General features: G+C 72.7%; 16 protein-coding genes. 12 read left to right on the top strand and 4 right to left on the bottom strand.

The genetic code is table 11. The features are described 5' to 3' along the window. Positions 1 to 984 (top strand): ABC transporter ATP-binding protein, encoded by a 984-nt coding sequence (locus ACQUQD_RS14670; RefSeq protein WP_428952505.1) that lies wholly within the window; start codon positions 1 to 3, stop codon positions 982 to 984. Beyond that, positions 971 to 2,116 carry an ABC transporter ATP-binding protein gene (locus ACQUQD_RS14665; RefSeq protein ID WP_428952504.1) on the top strand — a complete coding sequence of 382 codons (1,146 nt, stop codon included), beginning with the start codon at positions 971 to 973 and terminating at the stop codon, positions 2,114 to 2,116. The genes ACQUQD_RS14670 and ACQUQD_RS14665 overlap by 14 nt, the downstream gene beginning before the upstream one ends. Positions 2,117 to 2,261: 145 nt before the next feature. On the opposite strand, the gene ACQUQD_RS14660 is transcribed toward ACQUQD_RS14665, so the two are convergent. Further along, a complete protein-coding gene (locus ACQUQD_RS14660; protein WP_428952503.1) occupies positions 2,262 to 4,415 on the bottom strand; it encodes a prolyl oligopeptidase family serine peptidase in 2,154 nt (717 codons plus the stop codon). A 163-nt stretch (positions 4,416 to 4,578) separates the two neighbouring features. On the opposite strand from ACQUQD_RS14660, the gene ACQUQD_RS14655 reads away from it, so the two are divergent. The 8 genes from ACQUQD_RS14655 (at position 4,579) to ACQUQD_RS14620 (ending at position 11,862) form a co-directional block, all read left to right on the top strand. Continuing rightward, positions 4,579 to 4,773, top strand: a complete 195-nt coding sequence (locus ACQUQD_RS14655) for a hypothetical protein (RefSeq protein WP_428952502.1) — start codon at positions 4,579 to 4,581, stop codon at positions 4,771 to 4,773. Positions 4,774 to 4,804: 31 nt separating this feature from the next. Further along, a complete protein-coding gene (gene mshB / locus ACQUQD_RS14650) occupies positions 4,805 to 5,713 on the top strand; it encodes an N-acetyl-1-D-myo-inositol-2-amino-2-deoxy-alpha-D-glucopyranoside deacetylase (RefSeq protein ID WP_428952501.1) in 909 nt (302 codons plus the stop codon). Next, entirely contained in the window at positions 5,713 to 6,162 is a 450-nt protein-coding gene (locus ACQUQD_RS14645; protein WP_428952500.1) for a DUF6113 family protein, read from the top strand. Before mshB ends, ACQUQD_RS14645 begins: the two co-directional genes overlap by 1 nt. Positions 6,163 to 6,305: 143 nt before the next feature. Continuing rightward, positions 6,306 to 8,312 (top strand): hypothetical protein, encoded by a 2,007-nt coding sequence (locus ACQUQD_RS14640; protein ID WP_428952499.1) that lies wholly within the window; start codon positions 6,306 to 6,308, stop codon positions 8,310 to 8,312. A gap of 97 nt (positions 8,313 to 8,409) precedes the next feature. After that, positions 8,410 to 9,330, top strand: coding sequence for an ABC transporter ATP-binding protein (locus tag ACQUQD_RS14635; RefSeq protein WP_428952498.1), 921 nt, complete (start codon positions 8,410 to 8,412; stop codon positions 9,328 to 9,330). Continuing rightward, positions 9,327 to 10,067, top strand: a complete 741-nt coding sequence (locus ACQUQD_RS14630; RefSeq protein ID WP_428952497.1) for an ABC transporter permease — start codon at positions 9,327 to 9,329, stop codon at positions 10,065 to 10,067. The genes ACQUQD_RS14635 and ACQUQD_RS14630 overlap by 4 nt, the downstream gene beginning before the upstream one ends. Beyond that, on the top strand, positions 10,064 to 11,233 hold the full coding sequence (locus ACQUQD_RS14625) for a sensor histidine kinase (RefSeq protein ID WP_428952496.1): 1,170 nt from the start codon (positions 10,064 to 10,066) through the stop codon (positions 11,231 to 11,233). Before ACQUQD_RS14630 ends, ACQUQD_RS14625 begins: the two co-directional genes overlap by 4 nt. After that, positions 11,230 to 11,862 (top strand): response regulator, encoded by a 633-nt coding sequence (locus tag ACQUQD_RS14620; RefSeq protein WP_428952495.1) that lies wholly within the window; start codon positions 11,230 to 11,232, stop codon positions 11,860 to 11,862. Before ACQUQD_RS14625 ends, ACQUQD_RS14620 begins: the two co-directional genes overlap by 4 nt. A 22-nt stretch (positions 11,863 to 11,884) precedes the next feature. Here ACQUQD_RS14620 and ACQUQD_RS14615 read toward each other — a convergent pair whose 3' ends face one another. Next, positions 11,885 to 12,778, bottom strand: coding sequence for a transglutaminase-like domain-containing protein (locus ACQUQD_RS14615; RefSeq protein ID WP_428952494.1), 894 nt, complete (start codon positions 12,776 to 12,778; stop codon positions 11,885 to 11,887). Between the two features lie 49 nt (positions 12,779 to 12,827). Then, positions 12,828 to 13,886, bottom strand: a complete 1,059-nt coding sequence (locus ACQUQD_RS14610; RefSeq protein WP_428952493.1) for a GNAT family N-acetyltransferase — start codon at positions 13,884 to 13,886, stop codon at positions 12,828 to 12,830. A gap of 140 nt (positions 13,887 to 14,026) precedes the next feature. Between ACQUQD_RS14610 and fdxA the strand changes: the two genes are divergently transcribed. Beyond that, positions 14,027 to 14,347, top strand: coding sequence for a ferredoxin (gene fdxA, locus ACQUQD_RS14605; protein ID WP_111666449.1), 321 nt, complete (start codon positions 14,027 to 14,029; stop codon positions 14,345 to 14,347). Positions 14,348 to 14,466: 119 nt separating this feature from the next. Continuing rightward, entirely contained in the window at positions 14,467 to 15,570 is a 1,104-nt protein-coding gene (locus ACQUQD_RS14600; RefSeq protein ID WP_428952492.1) for a bifunctional succinyldiaminopimelate transaminase/glutamate-prephenate aminotransferase, read from the top strand. A gap of 71 nt (positions 15,571 to 15,641) precedes the next feature. Here ACQUQD_RS14600 and ACQUQD_RS14595 read toward each other — a convergent pair whose 3' ends face one another. Further along, positions 15,642 to 16,085: an ATP-binding protein gene (locus ACQUQD_RS14595; protein ID WP_428952491.1), complete on the bottom strand. Its 444-nt coding sequence runs from the start codon at positions 16,083 to 16,085 to the stop codon at positions 15,642 to 15,644. Positions 16,086 to 16,158: the final 73 nt, after the last annotated feature.

Raw genomic sequence — 16,158 nt, 5'->3', positions numbered from 1 at the left:
ATGCCGTTGCTCGAAGTACGCGATCTGCACGTCGAGTTCCGCACCCGGGACGGTGTCGCCAAGGCCGTCAACGGCGTCAACTACACCGTCGACGAGGGCGAGACGCTCGCCGTGCTCGGCGAGTCCGGCTCCGGCAAGTCGGTCACCGCGCAGGCGATCATGGGCATCCTCGACATCCCGCCCGGGCGGATCGCCGGCGGCGAGATCCTCTTCAAGGGCCGGGACCTGCTCAAGCTGAAGGAGGAGGAGCGCAGGAAGGTCCGCGGCGCCGAGATGGCGATGATCTTCCAGGACGCGCTCAGCTCCCTCAACCCCGTGCTCTCGGTGGGCGAGCAGATCGGCGAGCTGTTCACCGTCCACAAGGGCATGTCCCGCAAGGACGCCAAGGCCAAGGCCGTCGAGCTGATGGACCGGGTGCGCATCCCGGCGGCGAAGGAGCGGGTCGCCCAGTACCCGCACCAGTTCTCCGGCGGTATGCGCCAGCGCATCATGATCGCCATGGCGCTCGCCCTGGAGCCCGACCTGATCATCGCGGACGAGCCGACCACGGCCCTCGACGTGACCGTGCAGGCCCAGGTCATGGATCTGCTGGCCGAGCTGCAGCGCGAGCTCAACATGGGGCTCATCCTCATCACGCACGACCTGGGCGTCGTCGCCGACGTCGCCGACAAGATCGCCGTGATGTACGCGGGCCGCATCGTCGAGCAGGCCCCGGTCCACGAGATCTACAAGGCGCCCGCCCACCCGTACACCAAGGGGCTGCTGGAGTCGATCCCGCGCCTGGACCAGAAGGGGCAGGAGCTGTTCGCCATCAAGGGCCTGCCGCCGAACCTCATGAACATCCCGCCCGGCTGCGCCTTCAACCCGCGCTGCCCGATGGCCCAGGACGTCTGCCGTACGGACGTCCCGCCGCTCGCCGAGGTCACGCCCGAGCGCCGCAGCGCCTGCCACTTCTGGAAGGAGACGCTCGATGCCACACGGTGAGCACGTCAGCAAGGACGACCTCAGGCGCGAGGGCGAGATCGCCGAGCACCTCCTCCACAAGGCGCAGGCCGAGTCGTCGTACGCGAAGAACGGCTCGGAGTCCGGTCACGAACCCCTGCTGGAGGTCGAGGGGCTGGTCAAGCACTACCCCCTCACCCAGGGCATCCTCATCAAGAAGCAGGTCGGCGCGGTCAAGGCCGTCGACGGCGTCGACTTCACGCTGGGGCAGGGCGAGACGCTCGGCATCGTGGGGGAGTCCGGCTGCGGCAAGTCCACCGTCGCCAAGATGCTGGTGAACCTGGAGCGCCCGACGGCGGGCCGGATCAAGTACAAGGGCGAGGACATCACCAAGCTGTCCGGACGCGCGCTGAAGGCGGTGCGCCGCAACATCCAGATGGTGTTCCAGGACCCGTACACCTCGCTCAACCCCCGGATGACGGTGGGCGACATCATCGGGGAGCCGTACGAGATCCACCCCGAGGTCGCGCCGAAGGGCGACCGCCGCAAGAAGGTCCAGGACCTGCTCGACGTGGTCGGTCTCAACCCCGAGTACATCAACCGCTACCCGCACCAGTTCTCCGGCGGCCAGCGCCAGCGCATCGGCATCGCCCGCGGGCTGGCGCTGCGCCCCGAGATCATCGTCGCCGACGAGCCGGTCTCCGCGCTCGACGTGTCGGTGCAGGCACAGGTGATCAACCTGCTGGACAAGCTCCAGAACGAGTTCAGCCTGTCCTACGTCTTCATCGCCCACGACCTGTCGATCGTGCGGCACATCTCCGACCGGGTCGGCGTGATGTACCTGGGCCGCATCGTGGAGATCGGCTCGGACGCCGAGATCTACGACCACCCCACGCACCCCTACACGCAGGCGCTGCTGTCGGCCGTGCCCGTGCCCGACCCGCAGGCGCGCGAGCACCGCGAGCGGATCATCCTCTCCGGGGACGTGCCCTCGCCCGCCAACCCGCCCTCCGGCTGCCGCTTCCGCACCCGCTGCTGGAAGGCGCAGGAGCGCTGCGAGCAGGAGGTCCCGGTGCTGGCCGTCCCCGCGGTCTTCCGCATCGGCGACAGCCCGGCCGCGCACCCCTCGGCGTGCCACTTCGCCGAGGAGAAGCAGGTCGTACCGTCCGAGTAGGGCCGAGGGCGTCGTGGCGGCCTTTACAAGCAGGCAACTCGACCGACCCGGTACCGATATACGGACGCGCCAAGGTGAACACCGTACGGCCGTGCGGGTGCCGTGGACCGGGCCGGAGCGCGCCATGTCGCTCCGGCCCGGTCGTTCATCCGGCCAGGCCCAACGACCGCTTCAGGAAGTCCACCTGGAGCAGCAGCAGGTTCTCCGCGACCTGCTCCTGCGGCGTCATGTGGGTCACCCCGGACAGCGGCAGCACCTCGTGGGGCCGCCCGTCCGCCAGCAGGGCGGAGCTCAGCCGCAGCGCGTGCGCGACGACCACGTTGTCGTCGGCGAGGCCGTGCACGATGAGCAGCGGCCGGTGCCGGTCCGCGGCCTGCGAGAGCCCGTCGTCCGTCACCAGCGAACTCGCCGCGTACGTCTGCGGGGACGCGCCGGGGTCGCCCAGGTACCGCTCCGTGTAGTGCGTGTCGTACAGCCGCCAGTCCGTCACCGGCGCGCCCGCGATCCCCGCGTGGAAGACGTCGGGCCGGCGCAGCACGGCCAGCGCGGACAGGTAGCCGCCGTAGCTCCAGCCCCGCATCGCCACCTTGGACAGGTCGAGCGGGAACCGTCCGGCCAGCGCCTGTACCGCCGTGACCTGGTCGTCCAGGGTCACCGTGAAGTCGCCGCGGACCGACTTCTCACGGCCGGGCGAGATGCCCGGGGTGCCACGGCCGTCCGCGACGATCACCGCGAAGCCCTGGTCGGCGAACCACTGCGAGGTCAGATACGGGTTGTGGGCCGCCATCACCCGCTGCCCGTGCGGCCCGCCGTACGGGTCCATCAGGACCGGCAGCGGCCCGTCCCCGTCCGCGTACGACGAGGGGAGCAGGACGGCGCACGGAATGCCGTCCGCCTCGGTCAGCGTCACGCGCGGGGAGAGCAGCGGGCGCTCGGCGTGCGAGGCGACCTCGGCGACGTGCTTGCCGGCGCGCTCGACGCGCACCCGTGCGCCGGGCGAGTCGAGCGTGGCGGAGACGAGGACGGTGACGTCGCCGGAGCGCACCGCCGAGTGCACTCCGGGACCGGTCGAGACGCGCTGCACGCCGAGCTCGTTGACCCGGTAGACGTGCACCTCGCCGGTCTCCGGGGCCTCGGCGCCGGCCCCTGCCGAGGCGGAGATCAGCACATCGCTCGCGCCCACGTCGAGCACCGCCCGCACATGCAACTGCGGCCCCGTCAACGGCCGTTCGCCGACCGCGAGGACCCGCGCGCCGCCCTCGTCGGCGATCCGCACGAGCTGCCCGCTGGGCGACCAGCACGGCACCCCGGGGAACAGCTCCAGCCACTGGTCGTCCTCGTCGGCGTGCACCATCCGCGTCGAGCCGTCGTCGACGTTCACGGCCAGGTACAGCTCGCTGAGCTGGTCGCGCGCCTGCACGAGCAGCAGCGGGGCGCCGTCCGACGACCAGTGGACGCGGGCCAGGTAGGGGTAGGCCGTCCGGTTCCAGTTGATCTCCGTGCGGGTGCCGTCGAGGCCGTACGCGAACAGCCGCACCTCGGCGTTGGGCGTGCCGGCCGCCGGATAGGCGTTGCGCGCCGGCTCGCGGTCCGGGTGCGCCGGGTCGGCGATCCACCAGCGCCGTACGTCCGCGTCGTCGGCCCGGGCCACCAGGAGCCGGTCCGAGTCGGGCGACCACCAGTACCCGCGGTACCGGGACATCTCCTCGGCCGCGATGAACTCCGCGAGCCCGTACGTCACCGTCTCCGACTCCGGGGAGGCGAGCACCCGGTCGTCCTCGCCCTCCGCGCCGACCACCCGCAGGGCGCCCTGCGCGACGTACGCGATGTGCCGCCCGTCGGGGGCCGGGCGCGGGTCCAACACCGGTCCGGACACGGGGAGTTCCCGTGCGGTGCCGGCGCGCAGCTCCGCCGTGAAGAGCCGGCCCGACAGGGCGAACGCCGCCAACTCGGCCGCCGCGTCCGTCGCGTAGCCCACGATGCCGGCGCCGCCCTCGCGGCTGCGCTCGCGCCGGGCCCGCTCCTCGGCCGACAGCCGCTCCGAGGTGCCGCCGAGCAGCGTCACCGGGTCGGCGGCGAGCCGCTCCTGACCGCTCGTCACGTCCAGCACCCACAGCGCGTTCGCCCGGTCGGTGCCGGTGGCGGAGCGGAGGAAGACGACGCGTTCCCCGTCGGGCGCCACCGTGAAGGCGCGCGGCGCACCCGAGGTGAAGCGCTGCGTGCGCGCGTGCTGCCGGGGGAAGGAGTACGTCGCGGTCCCGGTGTCGGGTCCGGTGTCGGTTCCGTTCTCGGTGGTCATCCCCGAAGCCTAGGGCGGAAGTCGACCATGCGCCCCCACGCGCTCCCTGCCGCCCCCGGTGCCCCCTCGCGGTGACTCATGCACGACGACGGATAGTTATGATCAGTAGCGCTGTGTGGGTAGGAATCCGTCGGCGACCGGATCACTTTGGAGGAGGACCGCTGTGGCACTCTCGATCTCGGCCGTGGTGCTGTTCGCGATCATCGTCTTCATCCTGATCAAGAAGTCGGGACTGAAGGCCGGGCACGCGGTCGTCTGCGTGCTGCTCGGCTTCTATCTGGCGAGTTCGTCCGTGGCTCCCACGATCAAGGAGCTCACGACGAACGTGGCGGGCATGATCGGCGACATCAAGTTCTAGCCCGCGGGGCCAGGGGTTCTAGGCTGGGGGTATGACCGAACTGCCCGGCCGGCGCCTGCTCCTCGTGCACGCGCACCCCGACGACGAGTCGATCAACAACGGCGCCACGATGGCGAAGTACGCCGCCGACGGCGTGCACGTCACGCTCGTGACCTGCACGCTCGGCGAAGAGGGCGAGGTCATTCCGGACGAACTTGCCCATCTCGCCCCGGATCGCGAGGACCTGCTCGGCCCGCACCGCATCGGCGAGCTGACCGCCGCCATGAAGGAGCTGGGCGTCACCGACCACCGCTTCCTGGGCGGCCCCGGCCGGTACCGGGACTCCGGGATGATGGGCGCCGAGCAGAACGGGCGGCCCGGCGCCTTCTGGGCGGCCGACCCCGACGAGGCGGCGGCGCACCTGGTCGCCGTGATCCGCGAGATCCGGCCACAGGTCCTCGTCACGTACGACCCGGACGGCGGCTACGGCCACCCCGACCACATCCAGGCGCACCGCGTCGCCATGCGCGCCGCCGATCTCGCCGCCGAACCGGCCTTCCGGCGCGACCTCGGAGATCCGCACACGATCTCCAAGATCTATTGGAATCGTGTGCCTCGCACGATCGTCGAGGAACGGTTCCGCGGACTCGCGGACACGCTCGACCGCACGCCCTTCTCCGTCGCCGCGGTCGTGGCCGACGTGCCGGGCGTCGTCGACGACGACCGCGTCACCGCCGAGATCGGCGGACGCCCCTGGAGCGAGCGGAAGGCCGCCGCGATGGCCGCGCACGCCACCCAGGTCGACGTCGCCGACGGGCTCGACGACTCCCGGGTGTTCGCCCTGTCGAACGGGCTGGCGCAGCCCCTGTTCGACGTCGAGTACTACGAGTTGGTGCGGGGTGAGCCCGGATCGGCGTACGAGAAGGACCTGTTCGAGGGCATCGAGGGAGAACGCGCGTGATGAGCAGCGGCAAGAGCGCCGGCGGCGCCGGAACCGGCAGGTCCGCGGCGCACCAGCCCGACCTCCCCTTCAGCCTCGCGCTCACCCCGGCCAGGACCGCCGCGCTGCTCGCGCTGGCCGTGCTCGGCGCGCTCGTCGGCCTCGCCGGCGCACTGCTCCAAGGGGGCTGGTTCCCGGGCGGGTTGCTGCTCGCGCTGGCCGGCGCGGCCGGGCTGTTCCACGGCGGGGCGCGGCTGACCCGTGGTAGAGCCGGGGCCCTGGCGCCTGCGGCGGGCTGGCTCGTCGCGGTCATTCTGCTCACCGCGAGCCGTCCCGAGGGTGACTTTCTGTTCGGTGCGGGACTCGGCTCCTACCTCTTCCTCCTCGGAGGGATGGCCGTGGCTGTGATGTGCGCCACCCTTGGCCTTTCACAGCAACCACCCGCGTCCGCCGCCCGACTTGGGAAGTGACGTACCACTTCGAGCCATGGCCCGTTCGGGATTCACCATCCGTCACACCGTGACGTCCTGGCGCGGCCAGTATGGTGGTGCGCGCCGCCGAGCAGCCCGCGTGAGGTCGAGACGGGCGGCGGAGCCAACCGGGAGAACCTGCTTTGAGTCGTGAAACTGACAGTTCGTCCTCCGGGCCCCAGGGGCGCGGCGCTGCCGCCTACCCGTCGGGGACGCCTCCGTACGGAACGTCCGCGCAGGGCGCGGCCTCCGGCGACGCCGACCCGCTGGGCCAGGTGCCCTCGGGCGACCAGGGCACCCCGGACGCACCCAGGACCGAGACCACGCTGACGACGCGGATCCGGATCAACATCCCCGGCTCGCGTCCGATCCCGCCGGTCGTGATGCGGACGCCGATGAGCGACGTCGACGGTGCGCCCCAGGACGCGGCCGTCGGCGCCGACGCCCAGGACCGGGCCCCCGAGCCCGGCCCCGACACGCACCGCCCCTCCGCGCTCGCCGGGTACGCCGCCGCGAGCACGGACAGCGGCGCCGGTGCCGCGCCCGCCGCGGGCCCCGGCGACTCCGCCGAGGCCAAGGCGCCCCGCGAGGAGAAGACCAGCGACTGGTTCGCGCCGCGCAAGAGCTCCGCCGGCCGCGGCGCCGCGGCGAACGGGGCCGGCGCCGCGGCGTCCGGACCGGCCGCGGGCGGTCCCCCGAGCGCCCCCGGCGGCGGCACTCCGTCCGGCACGTCCGGCGGCTTCGACGCGACCGGCGCCCAGGGCGGCGGCGCCGCGCCGCGCCCCGGCACCGACCGCGGCGACCTGCCCTACTTCTCCGGCAACGCGGGCGCCCCGGACCCCGGTGCGCCCCGCCGCGGGCCCGCCGGCCCGACTTCGGGGCCCGCCACCGGCGACGGCCCGATGGTGACGCCGGCCGCGCCCGATCCGTCGGTCCGCCCCGCGCCGGGCGCGCAGAACCCGCCGCGGATGAGCGACGACACCGCGATCCTCACGCCGCAGAAGCCGGCGCCCGAGCCGCCGGCCGGCAATGTCTCCGGTGACACCCTCACCAGCGGCATCCCGGTCGTCCCGCAGCCGGGACAGGGCGGCCCCGGCTCCCCGTTCGCGCCCGGCGCCCAGGCGCCCGCGCCGACCCCGCACACCCCGCCGAAGCTGCCCGACCCGGTGCAGAGCGCGCCGGCCCCGGCCCCCGCGAAAAAGAAGAAGGGCCGCAACAAGCTGGTCCTGCTCGGCGCGGGCGTCGTCGGCGTGGCCGGAGTCGCGTACGGCGCGGGCCTGTTGATGAACCACTCGGACGTGCCGAAGGGCACCACCGTCCTCGGCGTCGACATCGGCGGCGGTACCCGCGACCAGGCGGCCGCCAAGCTGGACGACACCCTCGGCAAGCGCACCACCGAGCCGCTGAAGCTCGAGGTCGACGGCAAGACGGTCGAGCTGAAGCCGGACCAGGCCGGCCTGTCCCTGGACAGCGCGGCCACCGTGACCGCCGCCGCGGGCAGCGACTACAACCCGGTCTCCGTGATCGGCTCGCTGTTCGGCAATGGGCGCGTCGTCGACCCGGTCATGCCGGTCGACGAGGAGAAGCTGCACGCGGCGCTCGAACAGGCCGCGGGCGGCGCCACCACCTCCGGCGACGGCACGATCAAGTTCGTCCCGGGCAAGGCCGTCGCCGTCTACGGCAAGGCCGGCAAGGGCATCGACGTCGACCGGTCGACCGAGGCCGTCGAGAAGGCGTACCGGGCACAGGTCGAGACGGGCACGTCCGCACCGGTCCAGGTCGCGACGACGGAGCGGCAGCCGACGATCTCGGACGCCGAGGTCGACCGGAAGATGGAGCAGTTCGCGAAGCCCGCGATGTCCGCCAACGTCACGATCACGGCGGGCGGCAAGCAGATCGACTTCGGTCCTGCCATCTCGCTGCCGAAGGTGCTCGGCATGAAGGCGGTCGACGGCAAGCTCGTCGAGACGTACGACCGGGAGGCTCTCAAGGAGCTCTACGGCAACACGTTCGACGGCGTCCTGATCACCCGCGGCACCGGCAAGAAGACGCCGGTGCAGCCGACGGACGTCGCCTCGGCGATGAGCAAGGCCCTGCTGGGCAAGACCAAGGCCGAGCGCACCGTGGACATCCCCACGAACCCGAGCTGATCCGCGCGCGCCGCGAGTCCCGCATGACAACTGTCATGCGGGACTCGCGACGCCCGACACTGCCCCGCGCCGTCGCCGACCGGCGACGATGGGCCGCATGAACACAGACGCAGCGGTCACCTTCACCGGGGTGACGAAGTCCTACGGCGCCGTCAAGGCCGTCGACGGCCTCAGTCTCGCCCTGCACCCGGGGGAGACCGTCGCCCTGCTCGGCCCGAACGGGGCCGGCAAGTCCACCACCCTCGACCTGCTGCTCGGCCTGCGCCCCGCGGACACCGGCGACGTCCGGGTCTTCGGGCAGGCGCCGCGCGACGCGATCGTCCAGGGCCGCGTCGGCGCCATGCTGCAGAGCGGCGGGCTGATGGACGAGGTGACGGTGCGCGAGCTCGTCCAGCTCGCCGTGGCCCTGCACCCCAAGCCGTACCCGGTCGGCAACGTGCTCTCCCGCGCCGGCGTCACCCAGATCGCCGACCGCAAGGTCAACAAGCTCTCCGGCGGCCAGGAGCAGCGCGTCCGCTTCGCCCTCGCCACCGCGGGCGACAGCGACCTCATCGTCCTCGACGAGCCGACGACCGGCATGGACGTCTCGGCCCGCCAGGCGTTCTGGGCGACCATGCGCGAGCAGGCCGACCAGGGCCGCACCGTGCTGTTCGCCACGCACTACCTGGAGGAGGCGGACGCGATCGCCGACCGCGTCCTCGTCCTGCACCGCGGCCGGCTCCTGGCCGACGGCACCGCCGCCGAGATCAAGGCGAAGGCGGGCGCCCGCAAGGTCTCCTTCGACCTGGAGGGCGAGATCGACACCGCCGCCATCGAGGCGCTGCCGTTCCTCACGCGCGTGGACGTCTCCGGCCAGACCGTCCGCATGCAGTCCACCGACGCCGACGCGACCGTCCACGCGCTGTACGGGCTCGGCGTCTACCCCCGCAACCTCGAAGTCGCCGGACTCGGCCTGGAGCAGGCCTTCGTCGCCATCACGAACGCAGAAGAGGCCGCTCAGGAGGCGAAGGCGTCATGAACAGCCTGATCAAGCTGGAGATCACCCGCGCCCTGCGCAACAGGAAGTTCCTGTTCTTCTCCGTGGTCTACCCCTCGATCCTCTTCCTGCTGATCGCCGGCTCGGCCGACAGCACGGACATCGTCGACGGCACGGGCCTGGACCTGCCCTCGCTCATGATGGTCTCCATGGCCTCCTTCGGCGCCCTCACCGCCGTCCTCATGGGCAACAGCGAGCGCATCGCCAAGGAGCGGGAGAGCGGCTGGGTACGGCAGTTGCGGCTGACGACGCTGCCCGGCCGCGGCTACGTCCTCGCGAAGACCGCGAGCGCCGCCGTCGTCTCCCTGCCGTCCATCGTGGTCGTCTTCGTCGTGGCCGCCGTCTTCAAGGACGTACGGTTCGACGCCTGGCAGTGGCTCGCGCTCACCGGCGCGATCTGGGCGGGCAGCCTCTGCTTCGCCGCCCTCGGCGTCGCCCTCGGCTACCTCGCGTCCGGTGACGCCGTCCGCCCGATCACGATGATCGTCTACTTCGGCCTGTCCATCCTGGGCGGCCTGTGGATGCCGACCACCACGTTCCCGCAGTGGCTGCAGGACATCGCCACGTGGCTGCCCACGCACGCCTACGCCGCCCTCGGCCAGGCCATCGAGCTCGGCAACGCCCCGCACGCCAAGGACGTCACGCTGATCGTCGCGTACTTCCTGCTCTTCGCGGGCGGCGCGGCCTGGCTGTACCGGAAGGACACGTTGAAGGCGTGAGCACGCAGACGTCCGGGCCGGACCGGGGCCCGAAGGTCGGGCAGCCGCCGGAGAACCGGCGCGAGTTCTACGTGAAGCTGCTGTGGATCGCCATGTGGCTGGCCTTCCTCGGCAGCCCGGTGGCCGATCTCGTACAGGGCGGCCACAGCCCGCTCGGCACGGTGCTCGGCTGGCTGGGCCTGGCCGTGTTCGCGGGCTGCTACGTGGGCCTCGTCCTGCGGCAGACCGGCCGCCCGATGCGCCGGCGCGCGGCCCACGGCTGTCTGGCCGCGCTGCCGGTGTTCGCCGTCGTCCTGCCCCTCACCCTCGGGTCCGACTGGCTCGTCCTGTTCGTGTACGTCGCCGTGGCCTGCGGCGCCGTCCTGCCACTGCGGCGGGCCCGCCCGGCGATCCTCGCCACGACGGCCGCCCTGCTCGCCGTCGGGCTGCTCATCGGCACCAGCCCGGAGTACTGGCTGATCATCCCCACCCTGCTCGGCGGCTTCTCCATGATCGGCGTGCGCGAACTGGTGCGTACGACGAAGGAGTTGCGGGAGGCCAGGGCCCAGGTCGCCCAGCTCGCCGCGAACGAGGAACGGCTGCGGCTCGCCCGCGATCTGCACGACCTGCTCGGCCACTCCCTCTCGCTCATCACGCTCAAGAGCGAACTGGCGGGCCGGATGCTGCCGGACCACCCCGGCAAGGCGGCCGACCAGGTCGCCGACATCGAGAAGGTCAGCCGCCAGGCCCTGGTCGACGTGCGCGAGGCCGTCACCGGCTACCGCCGCCCCCGCCTGTCGGCCGAACTCGCCGGAGCACAAGCCGTGCTGACGGCGGCCGGCATCACGGCGGACGTGCCCGCCGACCTCCCGGACCTGCCCGGGACCCAGGAGGCGACGCTCGCCTGGACGCTGCGCGAGGCCGTCACCAACGTCGTACGGCACAGCGGGGCACGCCGCTGCACGGTCACCGTCGTCCGCCGCGAGACCCTGGACGGCCCGGTCGTCGAGCTGAGCGTCGAGGACGACGGCACGGGCCCGTCCGGGACGCCGCCCGGCAACGGCCTGGCCGGACTCGCCGAACGCCTCGCCGCGGTCGGCGGCACGCTGGAGTCGGGCGCGGCGCACGGGCGCGGCTTCCGCCTGGTGGCCCGGGTCCCCGCCGCCTCCGTAGGATCCGCCGCATGAGCACGGAGAACGACGAGGGCGCCGGGATCAGGGTCCTGCTCGCCGAGGACCAGTCGATGGTGCGCGAGGCCCTCGCCGCCCTGCTCGGCCTGGAGCCGGACATCGAGGTCGTCGCCCAGGTGGCGCGCGGCGACGAGGTGCTGGCGGCGGCCCGCGCGCACGCGGTGGACGTGGCGCTGCTCGACATCGAGATGCCGGGCTGTACGGGCATCGAAGCGGCGGCCCAACTGCACGCGGAGCTGCCGGAGTTGAAGGTGGTGGTGCTCACCACCTTCGGCCGCCCCGGCTATCTGCGCAGCGCCATGGAGGCGGGCGCCCACGCGTTCCTGGTGAAGGACGCCCCCGCCGCCCAGCTCGCCCGGGCCGTCCGCACGGTCCTCGCGGGCGAGCGCGTCATCGACCCCACGCTCGCCGCGGCGGCCCTGGCGGAGGGCGCCAACCCGCTCACGGACCGCGAGCGCGAGGTGCTCCGCGCGGCGGCGGACGGGCGCACCAACGCGGAACTGGCCGCCGCCCTCAACCTCTCCCACGGCACGGTCCGCAACTACCTCTCGCTGGCGATCCAGAAGCTGGCGGTACGCAACCGCGCGGAGGCGGTGCGGGCCGCCCGGGAGAAGGGCTGGCTGTGAGAGGGAGCCGCCCGGGGGTGGCTCAGTTCAGCATGGCCCGAGCCGCCCTGGCCTGGCTCAGCACCTCTTCCGCGGCGGCGGCGTCCACCGCCTCGACGACCTGCGCGTACGCCTCCAGCTCGGCGGCGCCGGTGAGGAAATCGGCCCGCTGCACCAACAGCTGGGCCCGTTCGTAGCGCAACCGCGCCGGATGCGACGGCAGCAGCAGCGACAGTTCGACGGCCCACAGCGACACGTCCGAGCGCTCGGGCCGCGTCGCCGCCCAGGCCCGGATGTTGTTGAGGATCCGCAGCACGATCTCCAGCGGACCGGCGGGCCGCAGCATCGACGGGTCCAGCGGCGCCCCCGTCGCCCCCGCGACCAGCAGCTCCGCGTCCGGGCCGGTCAGCACCCGCCCGGCACCGAACGGATCGGCCAGCACCTGCTCCTGGAAGGGATCGCCGTACGAAGCTCCTTCAGGGGCGGTGTCCGGGTGACCGGGAGGCGTGCCGAACCCGACCACGAAGTGCCCCGGCAGCGCCACCCCGTACACCGGGGCCCCGGCCCGCCGGGCCACCTCCATCCAGACCACCGACAGCAGGATCGGCAGCCCGCGCCGGCGCCGGACCACCTCGTGCAGCAGCGACGACTCCAGGCGCTGGTAGTCGGCCGACGACCCGTGGAACCCGCGCCGCGCGCCGAGCAGTTCGGCCAGCGCGGTGGCCCAGGACCGCGGCCCGCCCGGACGGAACGGCAACTGCCCGGCCAGCTCGTCCAGTTCGATCTGCACGGCGTCCATACCGGCCTCGTCCAGCGAGCCGTCGGCATGCGCGGCGAGCAGCAGGCACAGCCGCGCGAGGTCCGGCCGCTCGGACCGCGCCTCCTCGGCGAACCGGCGTCGCAGTTCCGTGGAACGGGGGGACAGGTGGGGGGACATACGAGCCTCGTGCCCTCTCAGACCGATCGATAGCGCGATCGACAGCGGGTCACCGGGTGCCCCGCTCCGGAGCACGGTAGTGGTGATACGCGTGATGTGTGGCGAAACCCATCCGGTCGTACAGCGCACGCGCCCCGTCGTTGTCGGCCTCGACCTGGAGCCAGGCCGCCGACGCGCCCTCGTCGAGCGCCTGTCGCGCGAGCGCCGTCATCACGACCGTGGCGAGCCCGCGCCGCCGGTACGCGGGATCGACCTCGACGGCGGCGAACCCGGCCCACCGTCCGTCGACCACGCACCGGCCGATCGCCGCGGGCGTGTCCCCCTCGCCGGGCACCGACGCGAACCACACCGAGGGCCCGGCGCACAGCACCTTCAGCGCGACCTCGCTCGCCCCCTTGCGCTGGTAGCGCGCGAGCCACGCCTCCCCCGGCTCACGGCCGAGCACCACCCGCGGGTCGTCCGGCGCGTCCCCGATGGGCGCGAGCGCCGCGATCCGCAGCTCGGCACTCACCTCCCGCACCCACCCGCGCGCCTCCAACTCGGCGCACAGCAGCTCCTGCGTGCCCTCGGCGCCGGTCGCGGTCTGCGCGTACGCGGGCAGCCCCCGGGCGTCGTACCAGTCCCGCACGCGCAGGAGCGCGTCGTCCAGCGGAACACCCGGGTCGCCCACGGGCAGCACCGAGTTGGCCCGCCGGGTGAAGCCCTCCCGTCGCCCGACCGCCGCCCCACCAGGACGCGCTGCGCGCGGCACCTGTTCGACGGCGGCCCGCAGCTCCCAGTCACCGAGCCGCTCGCTCTCCAGCGGCTGCCAGGCGCGGGACGAGATGTGGGCCAGCTCCGCGTACGTGGCGGAGGGGCCACGGCGGCGCGCCGGTTCGGCCGGCACGACCTTCCCCGCGACCAGCGTGGACTCGTCGACGGACACCTGCTCGCCGGTTCTTCGTGTGATGAGCAGCACACCGTTGTCCCACGATGTGAGAACCCCGACCGTGTCGGTGAACTTCCGACCCGCGGACCTCTCCTCACTCACCCGTCGCACTGACACGCGTTTTCCCACGTCAGCACGGGTAACGCGAAGCTCGAGCCGTCCGCCCGCAGTGAATTCCACAGCTCGGTCCACCCCTCCTGTTCGGATCATGCCCAGGAACGGAGATACTAGGGGCGGGCATCGACGACGCCGCGCTCCCGCGCGCCAGGCGGCGGAGCCTGCGGAGGCCCGCCAGCGCCCTATCGAGGAGGAACGACAGCGTGACCTACGTCATCGCGCAGCCTTGTGTCGACGTCAAGGACAAGGCGTGCATCGAGGAGTGCCCGGTCGACTGCATCTACGAGGGCTCCCGGTCCTTGTACATCCACCCGGACGAATGCGTCGACTGTGGTGCCTGTGAGCCGGTCTGCCCGGTCGAGGCGATCTTCTACGAGGACGACACTCCGGAGGAGTGGAAGGACTACTACAAGGCGAACGTCGAGTTCTTCGACGAGCTCGGTTCGCCCGGTGGTGCCTCGAAGATGGGTCTGATCGAGAAGGACCACCCGTTCATCGCCGCGCTGCCGCCGCAGAACCAGTAACTGCGCACAGCGGTACGCACAGGCGCTGCCCCGGTCCCGTACGGCTTCGACTGCCGTACGGGACCGAGGCGTTTGTCCACCCTCCCGAGGGCCCTACGCAAGAGAAGTGAGCTGACCCGGTGTCCGCAGTCCCCGCTCCTGTCGACCGCCTCCCCACCTTCCCCTGGGACAAGCTGGAGCCGTACAAGAAGACGGCCGCTGCGCATCCGGGCGGCATCGTCGACCTGTCCGTCGGCACGCCCGTCGACCCGGTGCCCGAGCTGATCCAGAAGGCGCTGATCGACGCCGCCGACTCGCCGGGCTACCCGACGGTGTGGGGCACCCCCGAACTGCGCGACGCGCTCGTCGGCTGGTGCGAACGCCGCCTCGGCGCCCGCGGCTTCGGCCACACGAACGTGCTGCCGGTGGTCGGCTCCAAGGAGCTCGTGGCCTGGCTCCCGACCCAGCTGGGCCTCGGCCCCGGCGACAAGGTGGCCTACCCGCGCCTCGCGTACCCGACGTACGAGGTGGGCGCCCGCCTGGCCCGCGCCGAGCACGTGGCGTACGACGACCCGACGGACCTGGACCCCGAGGGCGTCAAGCTCCTGTGGCTCAACTCCCCGTCGAACCCGACGGGCCGGGTGCTCTCCAAGGACGAGCTGACCCGGATCGTGGCCTGGGCCCGCGAGCACGGCATCCTGATCTTCTCGGACGAGTGCTACATCGAACTGGGCTGGGAGGCCGACCCCGTCTCGGTCCTGCACCCGGACGTGAACGGCGGCTCGTACGAGGGCCTGGTCACCGTCCACTCGCTGTCCAAGCGCTCGAACCTGGCGGGCTACCGGGCCGCGTTCCTCGCCGGTGACGCGAAGGTCCTCGGCGACCTGCTCCAGATCCGCAAGCACGGCGGCATGATGACCTCGGCCCCGACGCAGGCGGCCGTCGTCGCGGCGCTCGGCGACGAGCAGCACGTGCGCGACCAGCGCGCCCGCTACGCGGCCCGCCGCGAGCTGCTGCGCGAGGCGCTCCTGCAGCACGGCTTCCGCATCGAGCACAGCGAGGCGAGCCTGTACCTGTGGGCGACCCGCGGCGAGTCCTGCTGGGACACCGTCGCGCACCTCGCGGAGCTCGGCATCCTGGTCGCGCCGGGCGACTTCTACGGCGAGGCCGGGGCCTCGTTCGTCCGGGTCGCCCTGACGGCATCGGACGAGCGCGTCCGGGCGGCCGTCGACCGGCTGGCCTGACCGACACCGCGAAGGGGCGCCCCGGACGCCGTCACAGCGTCCGGGGCGCCCCTTCGTCAGGTGCGCGGGACTCAGCCGAGCGGCAGGCCCTTGACCGGGAGGGAGTCGGTCGGCAGGCCGCCCTGGGTCAGGGAGTCGGTGGGCAGACCGCCCTTGGTCGCCGTCCCGGCGGTGTCGCCGACCACGTCACCGGCGCTGCCGGCCAGGTCGCCCGCGGCCTTCTGTGCCGCCGGGGTGGCGGTCTTGGCGCCCTTGCCGACCGTCTTGCCCGCGGCCGGAACGGCCTTCTTCACGGCCTTGCTTCCGGTGTCCCCGGCGAGGCCGGTGGCGTTCTGGGTCGCTCCGTCGACGGTGTTGCCCAGGTTCGCGCCGTCCAGCGCGGTCACACCGCCGAGGTCGGGCGTGGCCGGGAGCTCGGCAGCGCTCGCGGAGCCGGCCGCACCGACCACGGGCGCCGCTCCCGCCGCAACGAGCAGCGCGACGCGGGCGATCCGGCGGGTCAGGGGGAGGGACATGATGCTCCTTAGACGGGAGAGAACGTTTGTCGTCCGGCTGCCGTTCGGCGATCGGACGCCGTGACAACAGCCC

Origin of the sequence: Streptomyces sp. cg35 (genome assembly GCF_050410835.1) — a bacterium.
Lineage (GTDB): Bacteria > Actinomycetota > Actinomycetes > Streptomycetales > Streptomycetaceae > Streptomyces.
The sequence above is the reverse complement of the archived record's forward strand: the minus strand, read 5'-3'. Positions and strand labels throughout refer to the sequence as shown.

What these genes read in the sequence shown, in the direction of transcription:
- ACQUQD_RS14670 (WP_428952505.1), top strand. Translation starts at nt 1, where the DNA reads ATGCCGTTGCTCGAAGTACGCGATCTGCACGTCGAGTTCCGCACCCGG.
- ACQUQD_RS14665 (WP_428952504.1), top strand. Translation starts at nt 971, where the DNA reads ATGCCACACGGTGAGCACGTCAGCAAGGACGACCTCAGGCGCGAGGGC.
- ACQUQD_RS14660 (WP_428952503.1), bottom strand. Translation starts at nt 4,415, where the DNA reads ATGACCACCGAGAACGGAACCGACACCGGACCCGACACCGGGACCGCG.
- mshB (WP_428952501.1), top strand. Translation starts at nt 4,805, where the DNA reads ATGACCGAACTGCCCGGCCGGCGCCTGCTCCTCGTGCACGCGCACCCC.
- ACQUQD_RS14645 (WP_428952500.1), top strand. Translation starts at nt 5,713, where the DNA reads ATGAGCAGCGGCAAGAGCGCCGGCGGCGCCGGAACCGGCAGGTCCGCG.
- ACQUQD_RS14635 (WP_428952498.1), top strand. Translation starts at nt 8,410, where the DNA reads ATGAACACAGACGCAGCGGTCACCTTCACCGGGGTGACGAAGTCCTAC.
- ACQUQD_RS14630 (WP_428952497.1), top strand. Translation starts at nt 9,327, where the DNA reads ATGAACAGCCTGATCAAGCTGGAGATCACCCGCGCCCTGCGCAACAGG.
- ACQUQD_RS14620 (WP_428952495.1), top strand. Translation starts at nt 11,230, where the DNA reads ATGAGCACGGAGAACGACGAGGGCGCCGGGATCAGGGTCCTGCTCGCC.
- ACQUQD_RS14615 (WP_428952494.1), bottom strand. Translation starts at nt 12,778, where the DNA reads ATGTCCCCCCACCTGTCCCCCCGTTCCACGGAACTGCGACGCCGGTTC.
- ACQUQD_RS14595 (WP_428952491.1), bottom strand. Translation starts at nt 16,085, where the DNA reads ATGTCCCTCCCCCTGACCCGCCGGATCGCCCGCGTCGCGCTGCTCGTT.